Origin of the sequence: Microbacterium sp. NPDC055988, from assembly GCF_042269505.1 — a bacterium.
Classification (GTDB): domain Bacteria; phylum Actinomycetota; class Actinomycetes; order Actinomycetales; family Microbacteriaceae; genus Microbacterium.
This window is the reverse complement of sequence record NZ_JBHJXY010000001.1, coordinates 3,464,541-3,480,157: the sequence shown is the minus strand read 5'-3', so window position 1 is coordinate 3,480,157 and position 15,617 is coordinate 3,464,541. Positions and strand designations below refer to the sequence as shown.

The 15,617-nt window shown below is 67.8% G+C and carries 15 protein-coding genes; all 15 read left to right on the top strand.

The features are described from left to right. The first annotated feature begins 114 nt into the window (after nucleotides 1–114). The 15 genes from mraZ (at nucleotide 115) to ACFC14_RS16655 (ending at nucleotide 15,504) form a co-directional block, all read left to right on the top strand. Nucleotides 115–546 carry a division/cell wall cluster transcriptional repressor MraZ gene (mraZ, locus tag ACFC14_RS16725; protein ID WP_056418591.1) on the top strand — a complete coding sequence of 144 codons (432 nt, stop codon included), beginning with the start codon at nucleotides 115–117 and terminating at the stop codon, nucleotides 544–546. A 102-nt stretch (nucleotides 547–648) separates the two neighbouring features. Then, entirely contained in the window at nucleotides 649–1,587 is a 939-nt protein-coding gene (gene rsmH, locus ACFC14_RS16720; RefSeq protein WP_376106845.1) for a 16S rRNA (cytosine(1402)-N(4))-methyltransferase RsmH, read from the top strand. Next, the gene (locus ACFC14_RS16715) at nucleotides 1,584–2,144 is read left to right on the top strand and encodes a hypothetical protein (RefSeq protein ID WP_376106842.1); all 561 of its coding nucleotides are present in this window, start codon (nucleotides 1,584–1,586) and stop codon (nucleotides 2,142–2,144) included. The genes rsmH and ACFC14_RS16715 overlap by 4 nt, the downstream gene beginning before the upstream one ends. Nucleotides 2,145–2,169: 25 nt before the next feature. Then, on the top strand, nucleotides 2,170–3,939 hold the full coding sequence (locus tag ACFC14_RS16710) for a peptidoglycan D,D-transpeptidase FtsI family protein (protein ID WP_376106839.1): 1,770 nt from the start codon (nucleotides 2,170–2,172) through the stop codon (nucleotides 3,937–3,939). 27 nt (nucleotides 3,940–3,966) lie between these two features. Then, complete coding sequence (murF, locus tag ACFC14_RS16705; RefSeq protein ID WP_376106837.1) at nucleotides 3,967–5,379, top strand: UDP-N-acetylmuramoyl-tripeptide--D-alanyl-D-alanine ligase; 1,413 nt, start codon at nucleotides 3,967–3,969, stop codon at nucleotides 5,377–5,379. Then, nucleotides 5,376–6,482, top strand: coding sequence for a phospho-N-acetylmuramoyl-pentapeptide-transferase (gene mraY, locus ACFC14_RS16700; RefSeq protein WP_376106834.1), 1,107 nt, complete (start codon nucleotides 5,376–5,378; stop codon nucleotides 6,480–6,482). Before murF ends, mraY begins: the two co-directional genes overlap by 4 nt. After that, the gene (gene murD, locus ACFC14_RS16695; RefSeq protein WP_376106832.1) at nucleotides 6,472–8,007 is read left to right on the top strand and encodes a UDP-N-acetylmuramoyl-L-alanine--D-glutamate ligase; all 1,536 of its coding nucleotides are present in this window, start codon (nucleotides 6,472–6,474) and stop codon (nucleotides 8,005–8,007) included. The genes mraY and murD overlap by 11 nt, the downstream gene beginning before the upstream one ends. Beyond that, nucleotides 7,976–9,193: a putative lipid II flippase FtsW gene (ftsW, locus tag ACFC14_RS16690; RefSeq protein WP_136042177.1), complete on the top strand. Its 1,218-nt coding sequence runs from the start codon at nucleotides 7,976–7,978 to the stop codon at nucleotides 9,191–9,193. Before murD ends, ftsW begins: the two co-directional genes overlap by 32 nt. After that, entirely contained in the window at nucleotides 9,190–10,266 is a 1,077-nt protein-coding gene (locus ACFC14_RS16685; protein WP_376106829.1) for a glycosyltransferase, read from the top strand. Before ftsW ends, ACFC14_RS16685 begins: the two co-directional genes overlap by 4 nt. Nucleotides 10,267–10,306: 40 nt before the next feature. Then, nucleotides 10,307–11,707 carry a UDP-N-acetylmuramate--L-alanine ligase gene (gene murC / locus ACFC14_RS16680; protein WP_376106827.1) on the top strand — a complete coding sequence of 467 codons (1,401 nt, stop codon included), beginning with the start codon at nucleotides 10,307–10,309 and terminating at the stop codon, nucleotides 11,705–11,707. A gap of 134 nt (nucleotides 11,708–11,841) precedes the next feature. Next, the gene (locus ACFC14_RS16675; protein WP_376106824.1) at nucleotides 11,842–12,654 is read left to right on the top strand and encodes an FtsQ-type POTRA domain-containing protein; all 813 of its coding nucleotides are present in this window, start codon (nucleotides 11,842–11,844) and stop codon (nucleotides 12,652–12,654) included. 186 nt (nucleotides 12,655–12,840) lie between these two features. Continuing rightward, a complete protein-coding gene (gene ftsZ, locus ACFC14_RS16670; protein ID WP_376106821.1) occupies nucleotides 12,841–13,983 on the top strand; it encodes a cell division protein FtsZ in 1,143 nt (380 codons plus the stop codon). 26 nt (nucleotides 13,984–14,009) lie between these two features. After that, the gene (locus tag ACFC14_RS16665; protein ID WP_376107240.1) at nucleotides 14,010–14,687 is read left to right on the top strand and encodes a YggS family pyridoxal phosphate-dependent enzyme; all 678 of its coding nucleotides are present in this window, start codon (nucleotides 14,010–14,012) and stop codon (nucleotides 14,685–14,687) included. 43 nt (nucleotides 14,688–14,730) lie between these two features. Further along, nucleotides 14,731–15,204, top strand: a complete 474-nt coding sequence (locus ACFC14_RS16660) for a cell division protein SepF (protein WP_017830233.1) — start codon at nucleotides 14,731–14,733, stop codon at nucleotides 15,202–15,204. A 3-nt stretch (nucleotides 15,205–15,207) separates the two neighbouring features. Beyond that, nucleotides 15,208–15,504 carry a YggT family protein gene (locus ACFC14_RS16655; RefSeq protein ID WP_376106817.1) on the top strand — a complete coding sequence of 99 codons (297 nt, stop codon included), beginning with the start codon at nucleotides 15,208–15,210 and terminating at the stop codon, nucleotides 15,502–15,504. Nucleotides 15,505–15,617: the final 113 nt, after the last annotated feature.

Here is a 15,617-nt window from a genome sequence, read left to right as displayed (position 1 = left end):
GCGCCCGGATTGTTCTCGCCCCATGTTTCGCGGATTGGTCGTAGGTATGTGGAGGAAAGTGGAGTAAAGTGGGGCGCACCTCGAGTTGGCCGGACGGAGAGGGGGTGATGGCCGATGTTGCTGGGTACGCACTCACCGAAGCTGGACGACAAAGGACGGGTCATCCTTCCTGCGAAATTCCGCGAGGACCTCGGCGGCGGCATCGTCGTCACGCGTGGCCAGGAGCGTTGCCTCTACGTGTTCAGCACGGCCGAATTCGAAACGATGCACGAGCGGATCCGACAGGCTCCGCTCGCCAACAAGCAGGCGCGTGACTTCATGCGACTGTTCCTCTCCGGTGCGAGCGCGGAGATGCCCGACAGCCAGAACCGCATCACCATCCCCGCGCACCTGCGTCAGTACGCAGGACTGCAGAAGGAGCTCATCGTCACTGGAGTCGGCGCCCACGCCGAGATCTGGGATGCCGAGAGCTGGAACGCCTACCTCGCCGCCGGCGAGGAGACCTACTCCGACCTCGAGCAGGAGGTGATTCCGGGACTCTTCTGACCACGGCTGTGATGCCCCGCCGCTCCCGCCCCGACACACTTCCCCGGTGCCGGGTCGAGAAGCGGAGGGGGATCAGAGCCGAAGGTCACCCCGAGAAAGATCATGAACCTCCGAGACATTCACACCCCCGTACTGCTCGACCGCTGCGTCGAGTTGCTCGCTCCCGCCCTCCAGGCGGACGGAGCGGTGCTCGTCGATGCCACGCTCGGCATGGGCGGTCACTCGGAGGCGCTGCTCGAGCGCTTCCCGAACATCCGCCTCGTCGGGCTCGACCGCGACACCGACGCCCTGCGCATCGCGGGGGAGAGGCTCGCTCGGTTCACAGACCGCGTGACGCTCGTGCACACGGTGTACGACGAGATCGGCCTGCACGCCCAGGGCGCGGCGGGCATCCTCTTCGACCTCGGGGTCTCCTCGCTGCAGCTGGATGAGGCCGAGCGCGGGTTCGCGTATTCGAAGGATGCACCGCTCGACATGCGGATGGATCAGACCAAGGGCGTCACGGCGGCCGACGTGATCGCCACGTACAGCGAGGGCAATCTGCGGCGCATCTTCGAGCGGTACGGCGAGGAGAAGCTTGCCGGTCGCTACGCGCGCTTCATCATCGACGCCCGGCAGAAGCAGCCGATCACCCGCTCCGGCCAGCTGGTCGAGATCCTGATCGCCGCGACGCCGGCAGCTGCTCAGCGCGCCGGGCATCCGGCCAAGCGCGTGTTCCAGGCCCTGCGCATCGAGGTGAACACGGAGCTCAACGTGCTCGCCGACGCGATCCCGTCCGCGATGGACGCGCTCGGTGTCGGCGGACGCATCGTGGTGATGTCGTACCAGTCGCTCGAGGACCGCCTGGTCAAGCAGGCGTTCGCCGCTGCCGCAGCTTCGACGGCTCCGGCAGGGCTCCCTGTCGAGCTTCCCGAGCATGCGCCGAAGTTCCGCATCCTCACCAAGGGGGCGGAACTCGCCTCCGACGAAGAACGCGCGCGCAATCCGCGTGCGATCCCGGTGCGTCTTCGCGCCGCCGAGAAGCTGCGGGAGAGCGCATGAGCCTGAACGCCGTCGTCCGCAAACCGGTCCAGCCGGTCGCCCCGGCACGTGAGCCGCAGCGGAGGCTTCAACCGGTCGCCCGGCCTGCTGTCCGACGCAAACCCAAGCTCGCGTACGCACTGGTCGCCCTGGGCGGTGCCCTGGCCATCGGTGCGATCCAGGTCGCGCTGTCGCTCGCGATCACGCAGGACTCCTTCACGCTCGCCGGCCTCTCATCTCAGCAGCGTGAACTGAATCTGCAGACCCACGCGCTCCAGGAGGAGCTCACCGGCCTGAGCTCACCCCAGGTGCTCGCCAACAGCGCCGCGGGGCTCGGGATGGTGGTGGCGGGATCGCCGTCGTACCTGAGGCTCAGCGATGGTGCGGTGTTCGGCACCGGCGCGGGCGCGGACTGGACTTCCACCGTCAACCCCGGAGGAGCGGGTGCGGTGAGCAACTCGCTCATCGTCAAGCCCACGCCGACGAAGACGGCGACCGATGCAGGAGCGACGGGCCAGACCACTCAGGAGCTGCCGCCGGCGATCACCGACGGACTCCCGAGCCCCACGACACGCTGAACACACACGATCGACGGAGAGAGCCATGACGACACGAGCCACCCGCGGACCGCGGCGACGCACCGTCGTCGCCCTCGCCGTCATCCTGTCCGTGCTGGCGGCCTTCGTGGTGCGCCTCGTCGACATCCAGGTCGTGAGCGCTGACGAGCACGTCGCGCAGTCGCTCACCAAGATCGGCGTGGGGGACACGATCTCCGGACAGCGCGGCTCGGTCGTCGATGCCGGTGGCACCGTCCTCGCATCGAGCGTCATGGTGTACGACGCGCAACTCAGCCCGCTCGTCATCACGCAGTTCGAGGAGAAGGATCCGAAGGTGCCCTGGGCGGAAGCGTCCGAGAAGATCGCGGCCATCACCGGGCAGACGGGCGACGAGGTGCGCGCGCTCGTCGCCGACGCACTCGCGAAGGATTCGAAGAGTCAGTACGCGCCGCTGAAGAAATCCCTCACCACCGAGCAGTACATCGAGCTGCGCGACCTGAAGCTCGCCTACCTCCACATGGAGGCGAGAGAGACCCGCGTCTATCCGAACGGGGCGGTCGCCGGCAACGTCCTCGGCTTCCTCGACGGCTCGGGAACCGCCCAGGCCGGAGTCGAGCAGCTGGGCGAGAAGTGCCTGGCGCCGATCGATGGCGAGGAGTCGTACCGCCGAGGCGCGAACGGCGTGGTGATCCCGGGCAGCGAGCGCACGGTCGAGGCTGTCGACGGCGGCTCGGTGCAGCTGACCATCAACAGCGATCTGCAGTGGTACCTGCAGCAGATGGTCGGCGAAGAGGCACGGAAGCAGGGTGCCAAGGGCGGCACCGTGACCGTCGTCGAGGTGAAGACCGGGAAGATCCGTGCGGCGGCCGAGTGGCCGTCCCTGGACCCCAACGACCTCGACTCCTCGACGCCGGAGACGCGTTACAGCCAGATCTTCCACAGGGACTTCGAGCCGGGGTCGACCTTCAAGGCGATCACCGCCGCCGCCGCAATCGAGGGCGCCGGGCTCACGCCCCTGAGCACGGTCACGGCGTCGTCGCGGGAGACGTTCCCCAACGGCGCGGTCATCAACGATGCATTCAACCACCCGGCGTACAACTACACCCTCGCCGGCGGGCTCATCGACTCGTCGAACGTCGCGCTGTCGAAGTTCGGCACCATGGTGAGTCCCGAGGTGCGGTACGACTATCTGGAGCGGTTCGGCGTCGGCCACAAGACGATCGACTTCCCCTCCGAGGTGGGCGGAACCCTGCACCCGGTCAGCGAATGGGACAGCCAGTCCCTCTACACGACGACCTTCGGCCAGTACTATACGGTCACAGCCGCGCAGCTCGCCGGCGCGTACCAGGCGATCGCCAACGGTGGCGAGAAGATCGACCTCTCGCTCGTCGAGTCGTGCACGCAGGCGGACGGCACCGTCGCCACGCCCGACAAGCCGAAGCACGAGCAGATCATCGAGAAGCAGACCGCGTCCGAGATCACGCGCATGCTCGAGAACGTCGCCGTTCAGGGTGGTAACGCCGAGCGGATCCAGGTCCCCGGCTACCGTGTGACGAGCAAGACCGGTACCGCTCAGGTCGCAGACCCCGTCAACGGCGGCTACAAGAACGGCGTGTACTACACCAGCATGGTCGGCTTCGCGCCGGTGGATGATCCGCAGTACGTCGTCGTGGTCACCCTCGACGAGCCGACTAAGGTTGTATCGTCCGCGGCCACCGCATCCGCCTTCCAGAAGGCGATGACGCAGGTGATGAAAACGTATCGCGTGATGCCGTCCTCTGTCCCGATGGACGAGCTCCTTCCCAAGTTCGGATAGTCGGCGAGAGCCGCGCATGGAGATGAAATGATCGCCCTGACGCTCGCTGAGATCACCGCCGCAATCGGCGGTGATCTGCGCGTGGCCGGAGAAGACACCGCCGAGACCGTCGTCGACGGCCTCGTCGACACGGACTCGCGGACGATGGTCCCCGGCTCGATCTTCGTGGCCAAGCCCGGCGCGGAGACCGACGGACACCAATTCGTGGGGTCCGCGGTCGCTGCCGGCGCCGTGCTGGCCATCGTGGAGCACCCGGTCGATGTGCCGGTCAGCCAGATCGTCGTCGCCGACGCCGTCGCGGCGCTGGGCGAACTGGCCAGAGAGGTCGTGGCGCGCGTGCGTGCCGGCGGCTCCCTGCGCATCATCGGGATCACCGGATCCAACGGGAAGACCACGACGAAGAACTTCCTGGCACGCATCCTCCAGGACGAGGGCGAGACGGTCGCACCGGTCAAGTCGTTCAACAACGAGGTCGGGGCCCCGGTCACGATGCTCCGCGCCACCGAGAACACGCGGTTCCTGGTGAGCGAGTTCGGGGCTGCGGCGCCCGGCAGCATCGCGCACCTCGCCGGTCTCGTCGAGCCGGACGTCGTCGTCGTGCTCATGGTCGGCATGGCGCACGCGGGAGGATTCGGTGGGATCGAAGCCACCGCGAAGGCCAAGGCAGAGCTCGTCGAAGCTGCTCGGGTTCCCGGTACCGCCGTCCTCAACATCGACGACAACAGGGTCGCCGCGATGCGGGAGCTCGCCGAAGCGCGTGGCTTGCAGGTCGTCGGCTTCGGGCAGGGGCCCACCGCCGATGTCCGCGCGCACGACATCGCGGTCTCCGCCTCCGGCACGTCCTGCACCGTCGAGGTCGGCGATGACCATCTGACGCTGCGCCTGCGGGTACTCGGCGCGCATCATGTGTCCAATGCACTGGCGGCCATCGCCGCAGCCGTGGTCGTCGGCGTCACGCCCGCAGACGCGGTCGCGCGACTCGAGACGGTGGAGATCGCCGAACGGTGGCGCATGCAGCCGCTGGGCAGCGATCGGGTGCGGATCATCAACGACGCGTACAACGCCAGCCCGGACTCGATGGCCGCGGCCCTGCGGACTCTCGCGCAGATCACCGGTCCCGAGGAGCGCACCGTCGCCGTTCTCGGCGCGATGACCGAGCTCGGCGAGAGCGCGGGGGAGGAGCACGACCGGATCGGTCTGCTCGCGGTGAGGCTCAACATCCAACGCATCGTCGTGGTCGGGCCCGAGGCGCGGCGGCTCTACCTCGCCGCCGTCGGCGAGGGTTCCTGGGACAGTGAGGCCATCCACCTGCCTGATCAGGAAGCCGCCTTCGAGTACCTCCGCACCGAGCTCCGCGACGGTGATCGAGTCCTCGTGAAGTCATCCAATTCCGTGGGCCTCCGGCATCTCGGCGATCGTCTGGGAGAATTGTTCTCGTGAGGTCACTCATCATGTCGGCGGCGATCTCGCTCGCCTTCACCCTGTTCCTGACTCCCGTCTTCCTCCGGCTCTTCCGGAAGTGGGGCTGGGGGCAGGTCATCCGCACCCCCGAGTCGGTCCACAACCCGAGTCACGAGGCGAAGCGCGGCACCCCCACCATGGGTGGCGTCATCTTCATCGTCGGATCCATCGTCGGGTACTTCACCGGCGTCTTGGTCAGCGGAGAGGTCCCCGCGCTCTCAGCACTGCTGGTGATCTGGCTGATGGTCGGTTTCGGTGCCGTCGGATTCATCGACGACTACATGAAGGTGCGCAGCCAGCGCAGTCTCGGGCTGTCGGGGTGGCGCAAGGTGATCGGCCAGCTGCTGGTCATCATCCCCTTCGGCATCGTCGCTCTGAACTTCCCGAACAGATGGGGTCAGATGCCGGCGAGCCCTGCGATCTCGCTGTTCCGCGACATCACTTGGCTGAACCTCTTCGCCTTCGGCGTCGTGCTCGGCTGGATCCTCTACCTCGTGTGGATCTCGATCATCGGCGTCGCGACCTCGAACAGCGTGAACCTCACCGACGGTCTCGACGGACTCGCGGCCGGAGCCGGCGTCATCGTCGTCGGCGCTTACAGCGTGATCGCGTTCTGGCAGTTCAAGCAGCCCTGCATCGGCGGCGATCCCGACGCCCTCGGCGGATGCTACGAGGTGCGTGACCCGTTCAATCTGGCCATCATCGCGGCATCGGTCGCCGCCAGCCTCATCGGATTCCTGTGGTGGAACGCGCCCAAGGCGAAGGTCTTCATGGGAGATGTCGGCTCGATGGCGATCGGCGGCGTCATCACCGCGATGGCGATCCTGACCCGCACCGAACTTCTCCTGCTGGTGATCGCCGGCGTCTTCGTCCTGTCCTCCGGCTCCGTCATCCTGCAGCGCGCATACTTCAAGATCACGCGAGGAAAGCGCCTGTTCCTGATGAGCCCCTTCCATCACCACCTCGAGATGCGCGGCTGGTCCGAGGTCACGATCGTGGTGCGCATGTGGATCATCGCCGGGCTCCTCGCGGTCTCGGCCGTCGGCCTCTTCTACGTCGAGTGGCTCACCCGTGTCGACTGATCGCCTCAGCCGCCTCACCAGCTGGAACGCCGATTGGCGCGATCTCCGCGTCGCTGTCCTCGGGCTGTCGATGACCGGCTTCTCGGTGGCCGACACCCTCGCCGAGTTCGGTGCGAAGGTGCTCGTGCTCAGCGAGTCCGCAGAAGAGGAGTATGCGCGTCTGCTCCCGGTGATCGGTGCCGGGCTCGAACTCGGCTCCCTCGCCGAGGTGCCGGCCGCACTGGTGGACTTCGCCCCCGAAGTGGTCATCGCCTCGCCCGGGTTCTCGCCATCGCATCCGGTGATCCGTTGGGCGCAGGAGTCGGGAATCGCGATCTGGGGCGATGTCGAGCTGGCCTGGCGCGTCCGCGACAAGGTTGTCCGCGCCGACGGAATGCCGGCCGATTGGGTACTCATCACCGGGACCAACGGCAAGACGACAACGACCCAGCTCACGGCGTCGCTGCTGGTCGAAGGCGGTCTCCGGGCAGCGCCCTGCGGCAACATCGGAGTGCCCGTCCTCGATGCGGTGCGGGATCCCGCCGGCTTCGACGTGCTCGTCGTCGAGCTCTCCAGCCACCAACTCTGGTACCTCGGCCAGTCACGGCCAGAGGGCGAGCTGTTCCCGCATGCGGCCGTGTGCCTCAACCTCGCCGACGACCATCTCGTGTGGCACGGCAGCGCTCAGGCCTATCGCGATGCGAAGGCCGTGGTCTACCGCAACACCCGCGTCGCCTGCGTCTACAACAAGGCCGATGATGCGACCCGGCTCATGGTCGAAGAAGCCGAGGTCGTCGAAGGAGCTCGTGCGATCGGGTTCGACCTGGGCATCCCCGGTCCGAGCGATCTGGGCATCGTGGAGGGACTCGTCGTCGACCGGGCGTTCCTCGACGACCGCGCGCGCAGCGCTCTCGAGCTCACGACCATCGCGGCACTGGACGAGGTCGGACTCGCGGCTCCGCACATCGTGCAGAACATCCTCGCCGCCAGCGCCCTGGTGCGTTCGCTGGGAGTCGAGCCCGAGGCGATCCACTCCGCCCTGCAGTCGTTCCGCCTGGATGCGCACCGCATCCAGGTCATCGCGCGGCATGCGGGCATCACCTGGGTCGATGACTCCAAGGCCACCAATCCGCACGCTGCGGCGTCGTCGTTGCGTGCCTACCCCGGCGCGGTGTGGGTCGTCGGGGGAGACCTGAAAGGCGTCGATATCGCCGACCTCGTCGCCGATGTCGGTGCGACTGCTCGCGCTGCGGTCGTGATCGGGGTCGAGAGGACCTCCGTCGTCGCGGCATTCCGGCGACACGCGCCGTCGGTGCCGGTGTTCGAGGTCGATGCTGGCGAGACTGGACAGGTCATGAACCGTGTCGTGGAGATCGCGTCGGGGATCGTCGACGGCGAGGGCACAGTCCTGCTGGCCCCGGCGGCGGCATCGTTCGATCAGTTCTCGAGCTATGCGGATCGAGGGCACCGTTTCGCCGAGGCGGTGCGTGACTGGATAGACCGGGGGAGCGCCGATGACGCAGGTGTCCCGCCCTCCGCGCTCTGAGTCCGGCGGACTCGCCGCCAGGGTGTCGCTCGGGCGCCGGTTCACACCGGTGTCGACCGAGTTCCTCCTCATCGCGTCGACCGCTCTGCTGTTGACCCTCTTCGGCCTGGTGATGGTGCTCTCCGCGACGAGTGCGACCGCGGTCGCCAGCGGGGCCGATCCGATGGGCGGGGTCCTCCGCCAAGGGGTGTTCGCGCTCCTCGGCGTCCCGCTGATGTTCCTGATCAGCCGTCTGCCTGTCGCATTCCTCAAGAAGATGGCGTGGCCCGCCCTCTTCGGCGCCGTCGCCCTTCAGCTGCTGGTGTTCACGCCGCTCGGGATCGAAGACGGCGGCAACCGGAACTGGATCGATATCGCCGGCTTCACGCTGCAGCCTTCCGAGTTCCTCAAGCTCGCGCTGGCGCTGTGGATCGCCGCGGTGCTGCTGCGCAAGCAGGCGATGCTCGGCACCTGGCACCACGTCTTCATCCCCGTGATCCCGGTCGGTGCGCTCGCGATCGGCACCGTGCTCGCCGGCAAGGACCTCGGCACCGCGATGGTGCTGGTGCTCATCCTGCTCGGCTGCCTCTTCTTCTCGGGCGTCAAGCTCCGCCTCTTCATCATCCCGGTGGTGATCGGCATCGTCGCGGTCCTCGCCTACGCGCTGTCGAGCCAGGACCGGATGCGGCGTATCACGGCGACCTGCGACAACATGGCGCTGTACGAAAGCGACTGCTATCAGTCCATCCACGGCATCTGGGGGATGGCATCGGGAGGGATCTTCGGCCTCGGGCTCGGCAACTCCCAGGAGAAGTACGGCTGGCTTCCCGCTGCCGGCAACGACTTCATCTTCGCGATCGTCGGGGAGGAACTCGGGCTGATCGGCTGCATCGTGGTCCTGGCCCTGTTCACGTTCTTTACGGTCGGCGCCTTCCACGTGATCCGGAAGACGCCGGATCCGTTCATCCGCGTCGCCGCCGGTGGCATCACGGTCTGGATCGTCGGTCAGGCCGTGCTCAACATCGGCGTCGTGATCGGCGTCTTCCCGGTGATGGGAGTCCCGCTCCCGTTCATGTCTCAGGGGGGCACGGCGCTGCTCGCCGTGCTGATCGCCTGCGGGGTGCTGCTTGCCTTCGCACGCACCATTCCCGTCGTCGAGAAGCCGGTCGAGAAGCCATCAGCCGGGCGGGGTAGGGTCACCAGGTGACCTCGTACCTCCTCGCCGGCGGTGGCACCGCCGGCCATGTCAATCCCCTGCTCGCCGTGGCCGACGCGCTCCATGAACGCGACGCCGATGCCACCGTGCTCGTGCTCGGCACCGCCGAGGGGCTGGAGTCCCGGTTGGTGCCCGCTCGAGGCTATGAACTGCTCGTCGTCGACAAGGTCCCCTTCCCGCGTCGTCCGAATCGCCAGGCCGCGGCCTTTCCGGTGCGCTTCCGCCGCGCGATCGCTCAGGTGCGCGCGCATATCCGACGCCACCGCGTCGAGGTCGTCGTCGGATTCGGCGGTTACGCGTCCGCACCCGCGTACGTGGCTGCGCGGCGCGAGGGTGTGCCGTTCGTGGTGCACGAGGCCAATGCCAAGCCCGGTCTCGCGAATGTTCTCGGGGCTCGTCGTGCCGCGGCCGTGGGGGTCGCCTTCGAGGGCACGCCGCTCCGGGGAAGCGAGACGGTCGGGATGCCGCTGCGTCAGGAGGTCATCGCACTCGATCGCGCGGCGACGCGTGCGGAGGCAGCGGAGTACTTCGGCCTCGACGCCGATCGTCCGGTCCTGCTCGCCTTCGGCGGATCGCTCGGTGCCCAGCGCCTCAACGAGGCCCTCGCGGATTCCTGGCGCGATATCCTCTCGGCCGGGTGGCAGCTGCTGCACGTGACGGGCGAGCGCAGCGATCTCGCCGATCCTGGCGTGGAGGGGTACGCACTGCGTCGCTATATCGACCGCATGGACCTGGCCTTCGCGCTGGCGGACCTGATCGTCTCGCGGTCCGGATCGGCGACGGTCAGCGAGATCAGCGCCTTGGGCATCCCCGCGCTCTACGTGCCCTACTCGGTCGGCAACGGCGAGCAGCGCCTGAACGCGGCGTCGGCGGTGGCCGCAGGTGCCGCCGAGCTCCTCGACGACGCGACCTTCGATGGCGATGCGGTCCGTCGGATCGTCGTGCCGCTGCTGGGAGACAGGGACAGGCTCGACCGGATGGCTGCAGCCGCCGAGACGGCCGGAACGCGCAACGGCACCGAGAACGTGATCAGGCTGATCGACCGCGCACTGGACGCGGTCTGACACGGCCGAGAACAGCCAAGAAAAGTAGACTGAAGCGGACATGATCAGACCCGACCTCTCCCTCCCCATTCCCGAGACGATCACCGCCGCCCACTTCATCGGCATCGGCGGTTCCGGCATGAGCGGCCTCGCGAAGATGTTCCTCGATGCGGGCATCCGCGTCTCCGGCAGCGACCGGGCGGACAGTGACAACCTGCGTGCTCTGGCATCCGCCGGGGCGACGGTGCACGTCGGTCACGACGCCGCCCACCTCGGTGATGCCGACACCGTCGTGCACACGGGCGCGATCTGGCCTGAGAACCCCGAGTTCGTGACGGCCAAGGCTCGCGGTCTCCACGTGATCCACCGGTCGCAGGCGCTGCACTGGCTGATCGGCTCCCGACGGCTGGTCTCGGTGGCCGGCGCGCACGGCAAGACCACCTCGACGGGGATGATCGTCACGACACTGCGCGAGCTCGGTGCCGACCCGCACTTCGTCAACGGTGGCGTCATCGAGCAGCTCGGCACCTCGAGCGCCACGGGCACGGGCGACCTGTTCGTGGTGGAGGCCGACGAGTCCGACGGCACGTTCCTGCTCTACGACACCGCGGTGGCTCTCATCACCAATGTCGATCCCGACCACCTCGACCACTACGGCTCGGAGGAGGCGTTCCACGACGCGTTCGTGCGGTTCGCCGACGCCGCCAGCGAAGCCGTCGTCATCTCCAGCGACGATGCCGGAGCGCTCCGCGTCGGCGCCGGGATCACGCACCCGAACGTGCTGACCTTCGGTCAGGCCGAAACCGCCGACGTGCGTGTCAGCGACATCGTCGCGGCCGGACCGGTCGCCGCGACCATCAGCCAAGGCGACGAGCACGTGCGCATGCAGCTCGCGGTCCCCGGCGTGCACAACGCGATCAACGCGGCGGGGGTCGTCGCGGTGCTCAGGGCGCTCGGATACGCGCTCGTCGACGCCGTGCGCGCCGTCGAGGGCTTCGCCGGCACCGTGCGCCGCCTGGAGCAGCACGGCGTCGAGCGGGGCGTAACGGTGTACGACGACTACTCGCACCATCCCACCGAGGTGCAGGCCGCGCTCGAGGCCATGCGCAGCATCGCGGGGTCAGGGCGGATCATCGCGATCCAGCAGCCGCACACGTATTCCCGCACGCAGCACATGTACCAGGAGTTCGCCGACGTCCTGGAGGAATTCGCGGACCACACGGTGATGCTCGATGTCTACGGCGCTCGGGAAGACCCGGTGCCCGGCGTCACGGGCGAGCTGGTGAGCACCGCGTTCCGCGACCCGTCTCATGTGCACTACGTCGCCGACTGGCAGCAGGCGGCCGACTACACCGCCACGGTCGCCCGTGACGGGGACTTCGTCGTGACCCTCGGCTGCGGCAACGTCTACCAGATCATCCCGCAGGTACTGGAGTCGCTGCGCCGGACCGACGAGGCATAACGATGCGTCGTCCCGCACCCCTTCCGTCCGCCCCCGAGGACCCGGCGGAGAAGGGCACCGCGTCGCAGGCGAGGGCACGTTCGCGGGCGCGGAGCGATGACGCGGTCGGGGAGCGGACCGAATCGGATGGCGCGATGCCGGAGCCTTCGTCCCGCGACGAAGCCGTGGGCGCTGCCGCGGACGAGCCGGAGCCGACATCGACACGAGACGTGTGGCGCGCGGCTCGGGCCAGGCGCAAGGCGCTCCGCTCGGAGATCCGGCGCTTCACGCAGCGCTCCCGCCGCCGTCGGATCATCTGGCTGAGCAGCATCGGCGCCGTGGTCCTGCTGATCGGCGGCAGTGTCGCGGCCGCGTACAGCCCGCTGTTCGCCGTGGAGAAGATCACTGTGGTCGGAGCCGCGAGTCTCGACCCTGCCGCGATCGAGGCCGCGCTCGGCGACCAGGTCGGCACACCTTTGGCGCTCGTGGACACCAGCGAGGTGAAGGCCGCGCTGCTGGCGTTCCCTCTCATCGAGACGTACGCGCTGGAAGCGCACCCTCCGCACGATCTCACGGTGCGGATCGTGGAGCGCACGCCCGTCGGCGTCATCCGATCGACCGCGGGATACACACTCGTCGACGCCGCCGGCGTCGCGCTCTCGACCACGTCCGATCAACCGCCGGGCCAGCCGGTGATCGATGTCGACGGCGGGGTGGAGTCGCCCGCATTCCAGAGCGCCGGCCTGGTCGTGCGTGCACTGCCCGCGGATGTCCGTGCGGTTCTCACCGGAGTGCGTGCGACGACTGCGGACGATGTGACGCTCACCCTCGACTCCGGGCTGATCGTGGTCTGGGGGAGCGCCGAGGAGTCGGGCCTGAAGGCGCTCACGCTCTCGGCCGCCATGGTGAAGAACCCTGATGCGGCGTCCATCGACGTGACCTCTCCCGAGGTGGCCGTCGTCGGTTGACGGCTTTCGCGGCAACGCCGACGGCTTTCGCGAGGGAATGGGGCGACACGCCCACGTGATCGCGCGCACGAGGGCAGGCGGCGCTTACCTTCGATCAAAGAGAACGCAATACCGGGAAATACTTTACACCTCTAGTTGAGGTTTAAGGTTCACCCTTTTCCAGGCTCGAATAATCGGAGGCCGGCCATGAGCCAGAACCAGAACTACCTCGCCGTGATCAAGGTCGTCGGCGTCGGCGGTGGCGGCGTCAATGCCGTCAATCGCATGATCGATCTCGGTCTCCGCGGAGTCGAGTTCATCGCCGTCAACACCGACGCGCAGGCGCTGCTGATGAGCGACGCCGACGTCAAGCTCGATGTGGGCCGCGAGCTCACCCGGGGCCTCGGTGCCGGTGCGGACCCCGAGGTGGGTCGACGCGCCGCCGAGGACCACGCCGAAGAGATCGAGCAGGCGCTGACCGGTGCCGACATGGTCTTCGTGACCGCCGGCGAAGGCGGCGGAACCGGAACCGGTGGCGCCCCGGTCGTGGCACGCATCGCGAAGTCGATCGGCGCCCTCACCATCGGTGTCGTCACCAAGCCGTTCTCCTTCGAGGGTCGCCGCCGCCAGAGCCAGGCCGAGGCCGGCGTCGCCAAGCTCAAGGAAGAGGTCGACACCCTCATCGTGGTGCCGAACGACCGTCTCCTCGAGATCAGCGACCGCGGCATCTCGATGATCGAGGCCTTCGCCACCGCCGACCAGGTCCTGCTCGCCGGTGTCCAGGGCATCACCGACCTCATCACGACCCCGGGTCTGATCAACCTCGACTTCGCCGACGTCAAGTCGGTCATGCAGGGCGCGGGTTCGGCGCTCATGGGAATCGGCTCCGCCCGCGGCGCCGACCGTGCGATCAAGGCCGCGGAACTGGCAGTGGAGTCGCCGCTCCTCGAAGCGTCTATCGAGGGTGCGCACGGTGTGCTGCTCTCGATCCAGGGTGGATCGAACCTCGGCATCTTCGAGATCCACGACGCCGCCGACCTCGTCAAGGAGGCCGCGCACCCGGAGGCGAACATCATCTTCGGTACGGTCATCGACGACACGCTCGGCGACGAGGTGCGCGTGACCGTGATCGCCGCCGGTTTCGACGGCGGGGAGCCCTCCCTCCGCCTCGACCCGATGGTCGTCTCGCGTCCGTCGGCCGCGACGCTTCCCGAGGTCGCCCTCCCGGACGATTCCGAGACCAAGAGCGAGGCGGCGAAGCCCGAGCCCGTGCAGCAGCGTGTGCCGACCACGAGCATCGAGCCGGCCTTCGCCGACGACGACATCGACATCCCCGAATTCCTGAAGTGACCTCGGAGGTCGACGGCCACGACCATCTGGGCCTGGCCGAGCGGTTGACGGCGATCGATGAACGCATCGCCGTCGCCGCTCGCGCCGCAGGGCGGGAGCAGGAGGAGATCACCCGTATCGTGGTGACGAAGTTCCACCCTGGCTCCCTCGTGCGCGACCTGCGTGCGCTCGGTGTGCGCGAGGTCGGGGAGAACCGTCAGCAGGAACTGTCGGCGAAGCAGACCGAGTTGGCGGCTCTCGACCTGACCTGGCACTTCATCGGTCAGGGCCAGACCAACAAGGCCGCCGCCATTCGTCGCAGCGCCGACGTGGTGCACTCGGTCGACCGTGAGCGCTTCGCCGATGCCCTGCACAGGGCGGCCGAGAGCGACGACGTGCTCGACGTGCTCGTCCAGATCAACCTGACGGACGATCCGGGCCGAGGCGGCGTCGCTCCCATGGATGCGGTGGCTCTTGCCGAGCACGTGCTCTCCCTCCCGTCGTTGCGCCTGCGCGGCGTGATGGCGGTGGCGCCCCTCGATGAGGAACCGGCTGCCGCGTTCGCTCGGCTGCGCGACATTGCTGATGCCGTCCGCGTCGCCGACCCCTCCGCATCCTGGATCTCGGCCGGGATGACCGGAGACTTCGCCGAGGCGATCGCCGCCGGCGCGACACACCTGCGGATCGGCTCCGCAATCACCGGACCCCGGCCCGACCGGGGTTAACCTGTGAAAAGACCAGCCCCAAACGTTCGAACCGGAGGACACGATGGGTAACCCGCTGAAGAAGACCATGGTGTATCTCGGCCTCGCCGACGAGGAAGAGGTCTACGAGGAAGAGACGCAGGCACCTGCCCGCGCTCACCGCGAACGCGACCGTGACCGTGAAGAGCCGGCACCGGCTCCCGTCACGCCGTTGCGTCGCCCCGTCGCCGTCCGCCAGCCGTCTGCAGGAGCCGTGAACGAGATCCTCACCGTCCACCCGAAGCAGTACCGCGATGCGCAGCTGATCGCCGAGAGCTTCCGCGAGGGCGTCCCCGTCATCATCAACCTCTCCCAGATGAGCGATGCCGATGCGCGTCGCCTCATCGACTTCGCGAGCGGGCTCTCCCTCGGTCTTTATGGCCGTATCGAGCGCGTCACCTCGAAGGTGTTCCTGCTCTCGCCGGAGAACATCGCGGTTTCGGGCCACGGGGGCATCGCACACGCAGACGCTGAGTCTGCGGGCTTCGACCAGTCGTAACTCGTGGAGCTGGTCTCCGTCGCGGCGAGCATCGTCCATCTGGTGCTGCTGCTGTACATCTTCGTGCTCTTCGCGCGCCTCATCCTGGACTACATCCCGATGTTCAATCGGGAATGGCGTCCGAAGGGCTTCGGTCTGGTCGCCGCTGAGGCCGTCTACACGGTCACCGATCCACCCATCCGGTTCTTCCGGCGGCTCATCCCGCCCCTGCGGATCGGGTCGCTGTCCCTCGACTTCGGGTTCACGCTCACCCTGCTGGTGGTACTGATCCTGATGAACATCGTGCGGCTTTTCATTTGACGAACTCCGCCTGATTCTCCCGTCGGCCACGCCCCGAGTTCCCGCAGTCTGGGTGTCGCGACATCGCGGCGCTGTGGCGCGGGGGCTATGCTGGCACCCAGGTGCGCGCCCCG

What these genes read in the sequence shown, in the direction of transcription:
- mraZ (WP_056418591.1), top strand. Translation starts at nt 115, where the DNA reads ATGTTGCTGGGTACGCACTCACCGAAGCTGGACGACAAAGGACGGGTC.
- rsmH (WP_376106845.1), top strand. Translation starts at nt 649, where the DNA reads ATGAACCTCCGAGACATTCACACCCCCGTACTGCTCGACCGCTGCGTC.
- ACFC14_RS16715 (WP_376106842.1), top strand. Translation starts at nt 1,584, where the DNA reads ATGAGCCTGAACGCCGTCGTCCGCAAACCGGTCCAGCCGGTCGCCCCG.
- ACFC14_RS16710 (WP_376106839.1), top strand. Translation starts at nt 2,170, where the DNA reads ATGACGACACGAGCCACCCGCGGACCGCGGCGACGCACCGTCGTCGCC.
- murF (WP_376106837.1), top strand. Translation starts at nt 3,967, where the DNA reads ATGATCGCCCTGACGCTCGCTGAGATCACCGCCGCAATCGGCGGTGAT.
- ftsW (WP_136042177.1), top strand. Translation starts at nt 7,976, where the DNA reads ATGACGCAGGTGTCCCGCCCTCCGCGCTCTGAGTCCGGCGGACTCGCC.
- murC (WP_376106827.1), top strand. Translation starts at nt 10,307, where the DNA reads ATGATCAGACCCGACCTCTCCCTCCCCATTCCCGAGACGATCACCGCC.
- ACFC14_RS16675 (WP_376106824.1), top strand. Translation starts at nt 11,842, where the DNA reads ATGCCGGAGCCTTCGTCCCGCGACGAAGCCGTGGGCGCTGCCGCGGAC.
- ftsZ (WP_376106821.1), top strand. Translation starts at nt 12,841, where the DNA reads ATGAGCCAGAACCAGAACTACCTCGCCGTGATCAAGGTCGTCGGCGTC.
- ACFC14_RS16660 (WP_017830233.1), top strand. Translation starts at nt 14,731, where the DNA reads ATGGGTAACCCGCTGAAGAAGACCATGGTGTATCTCGGCCTCGCCGAC.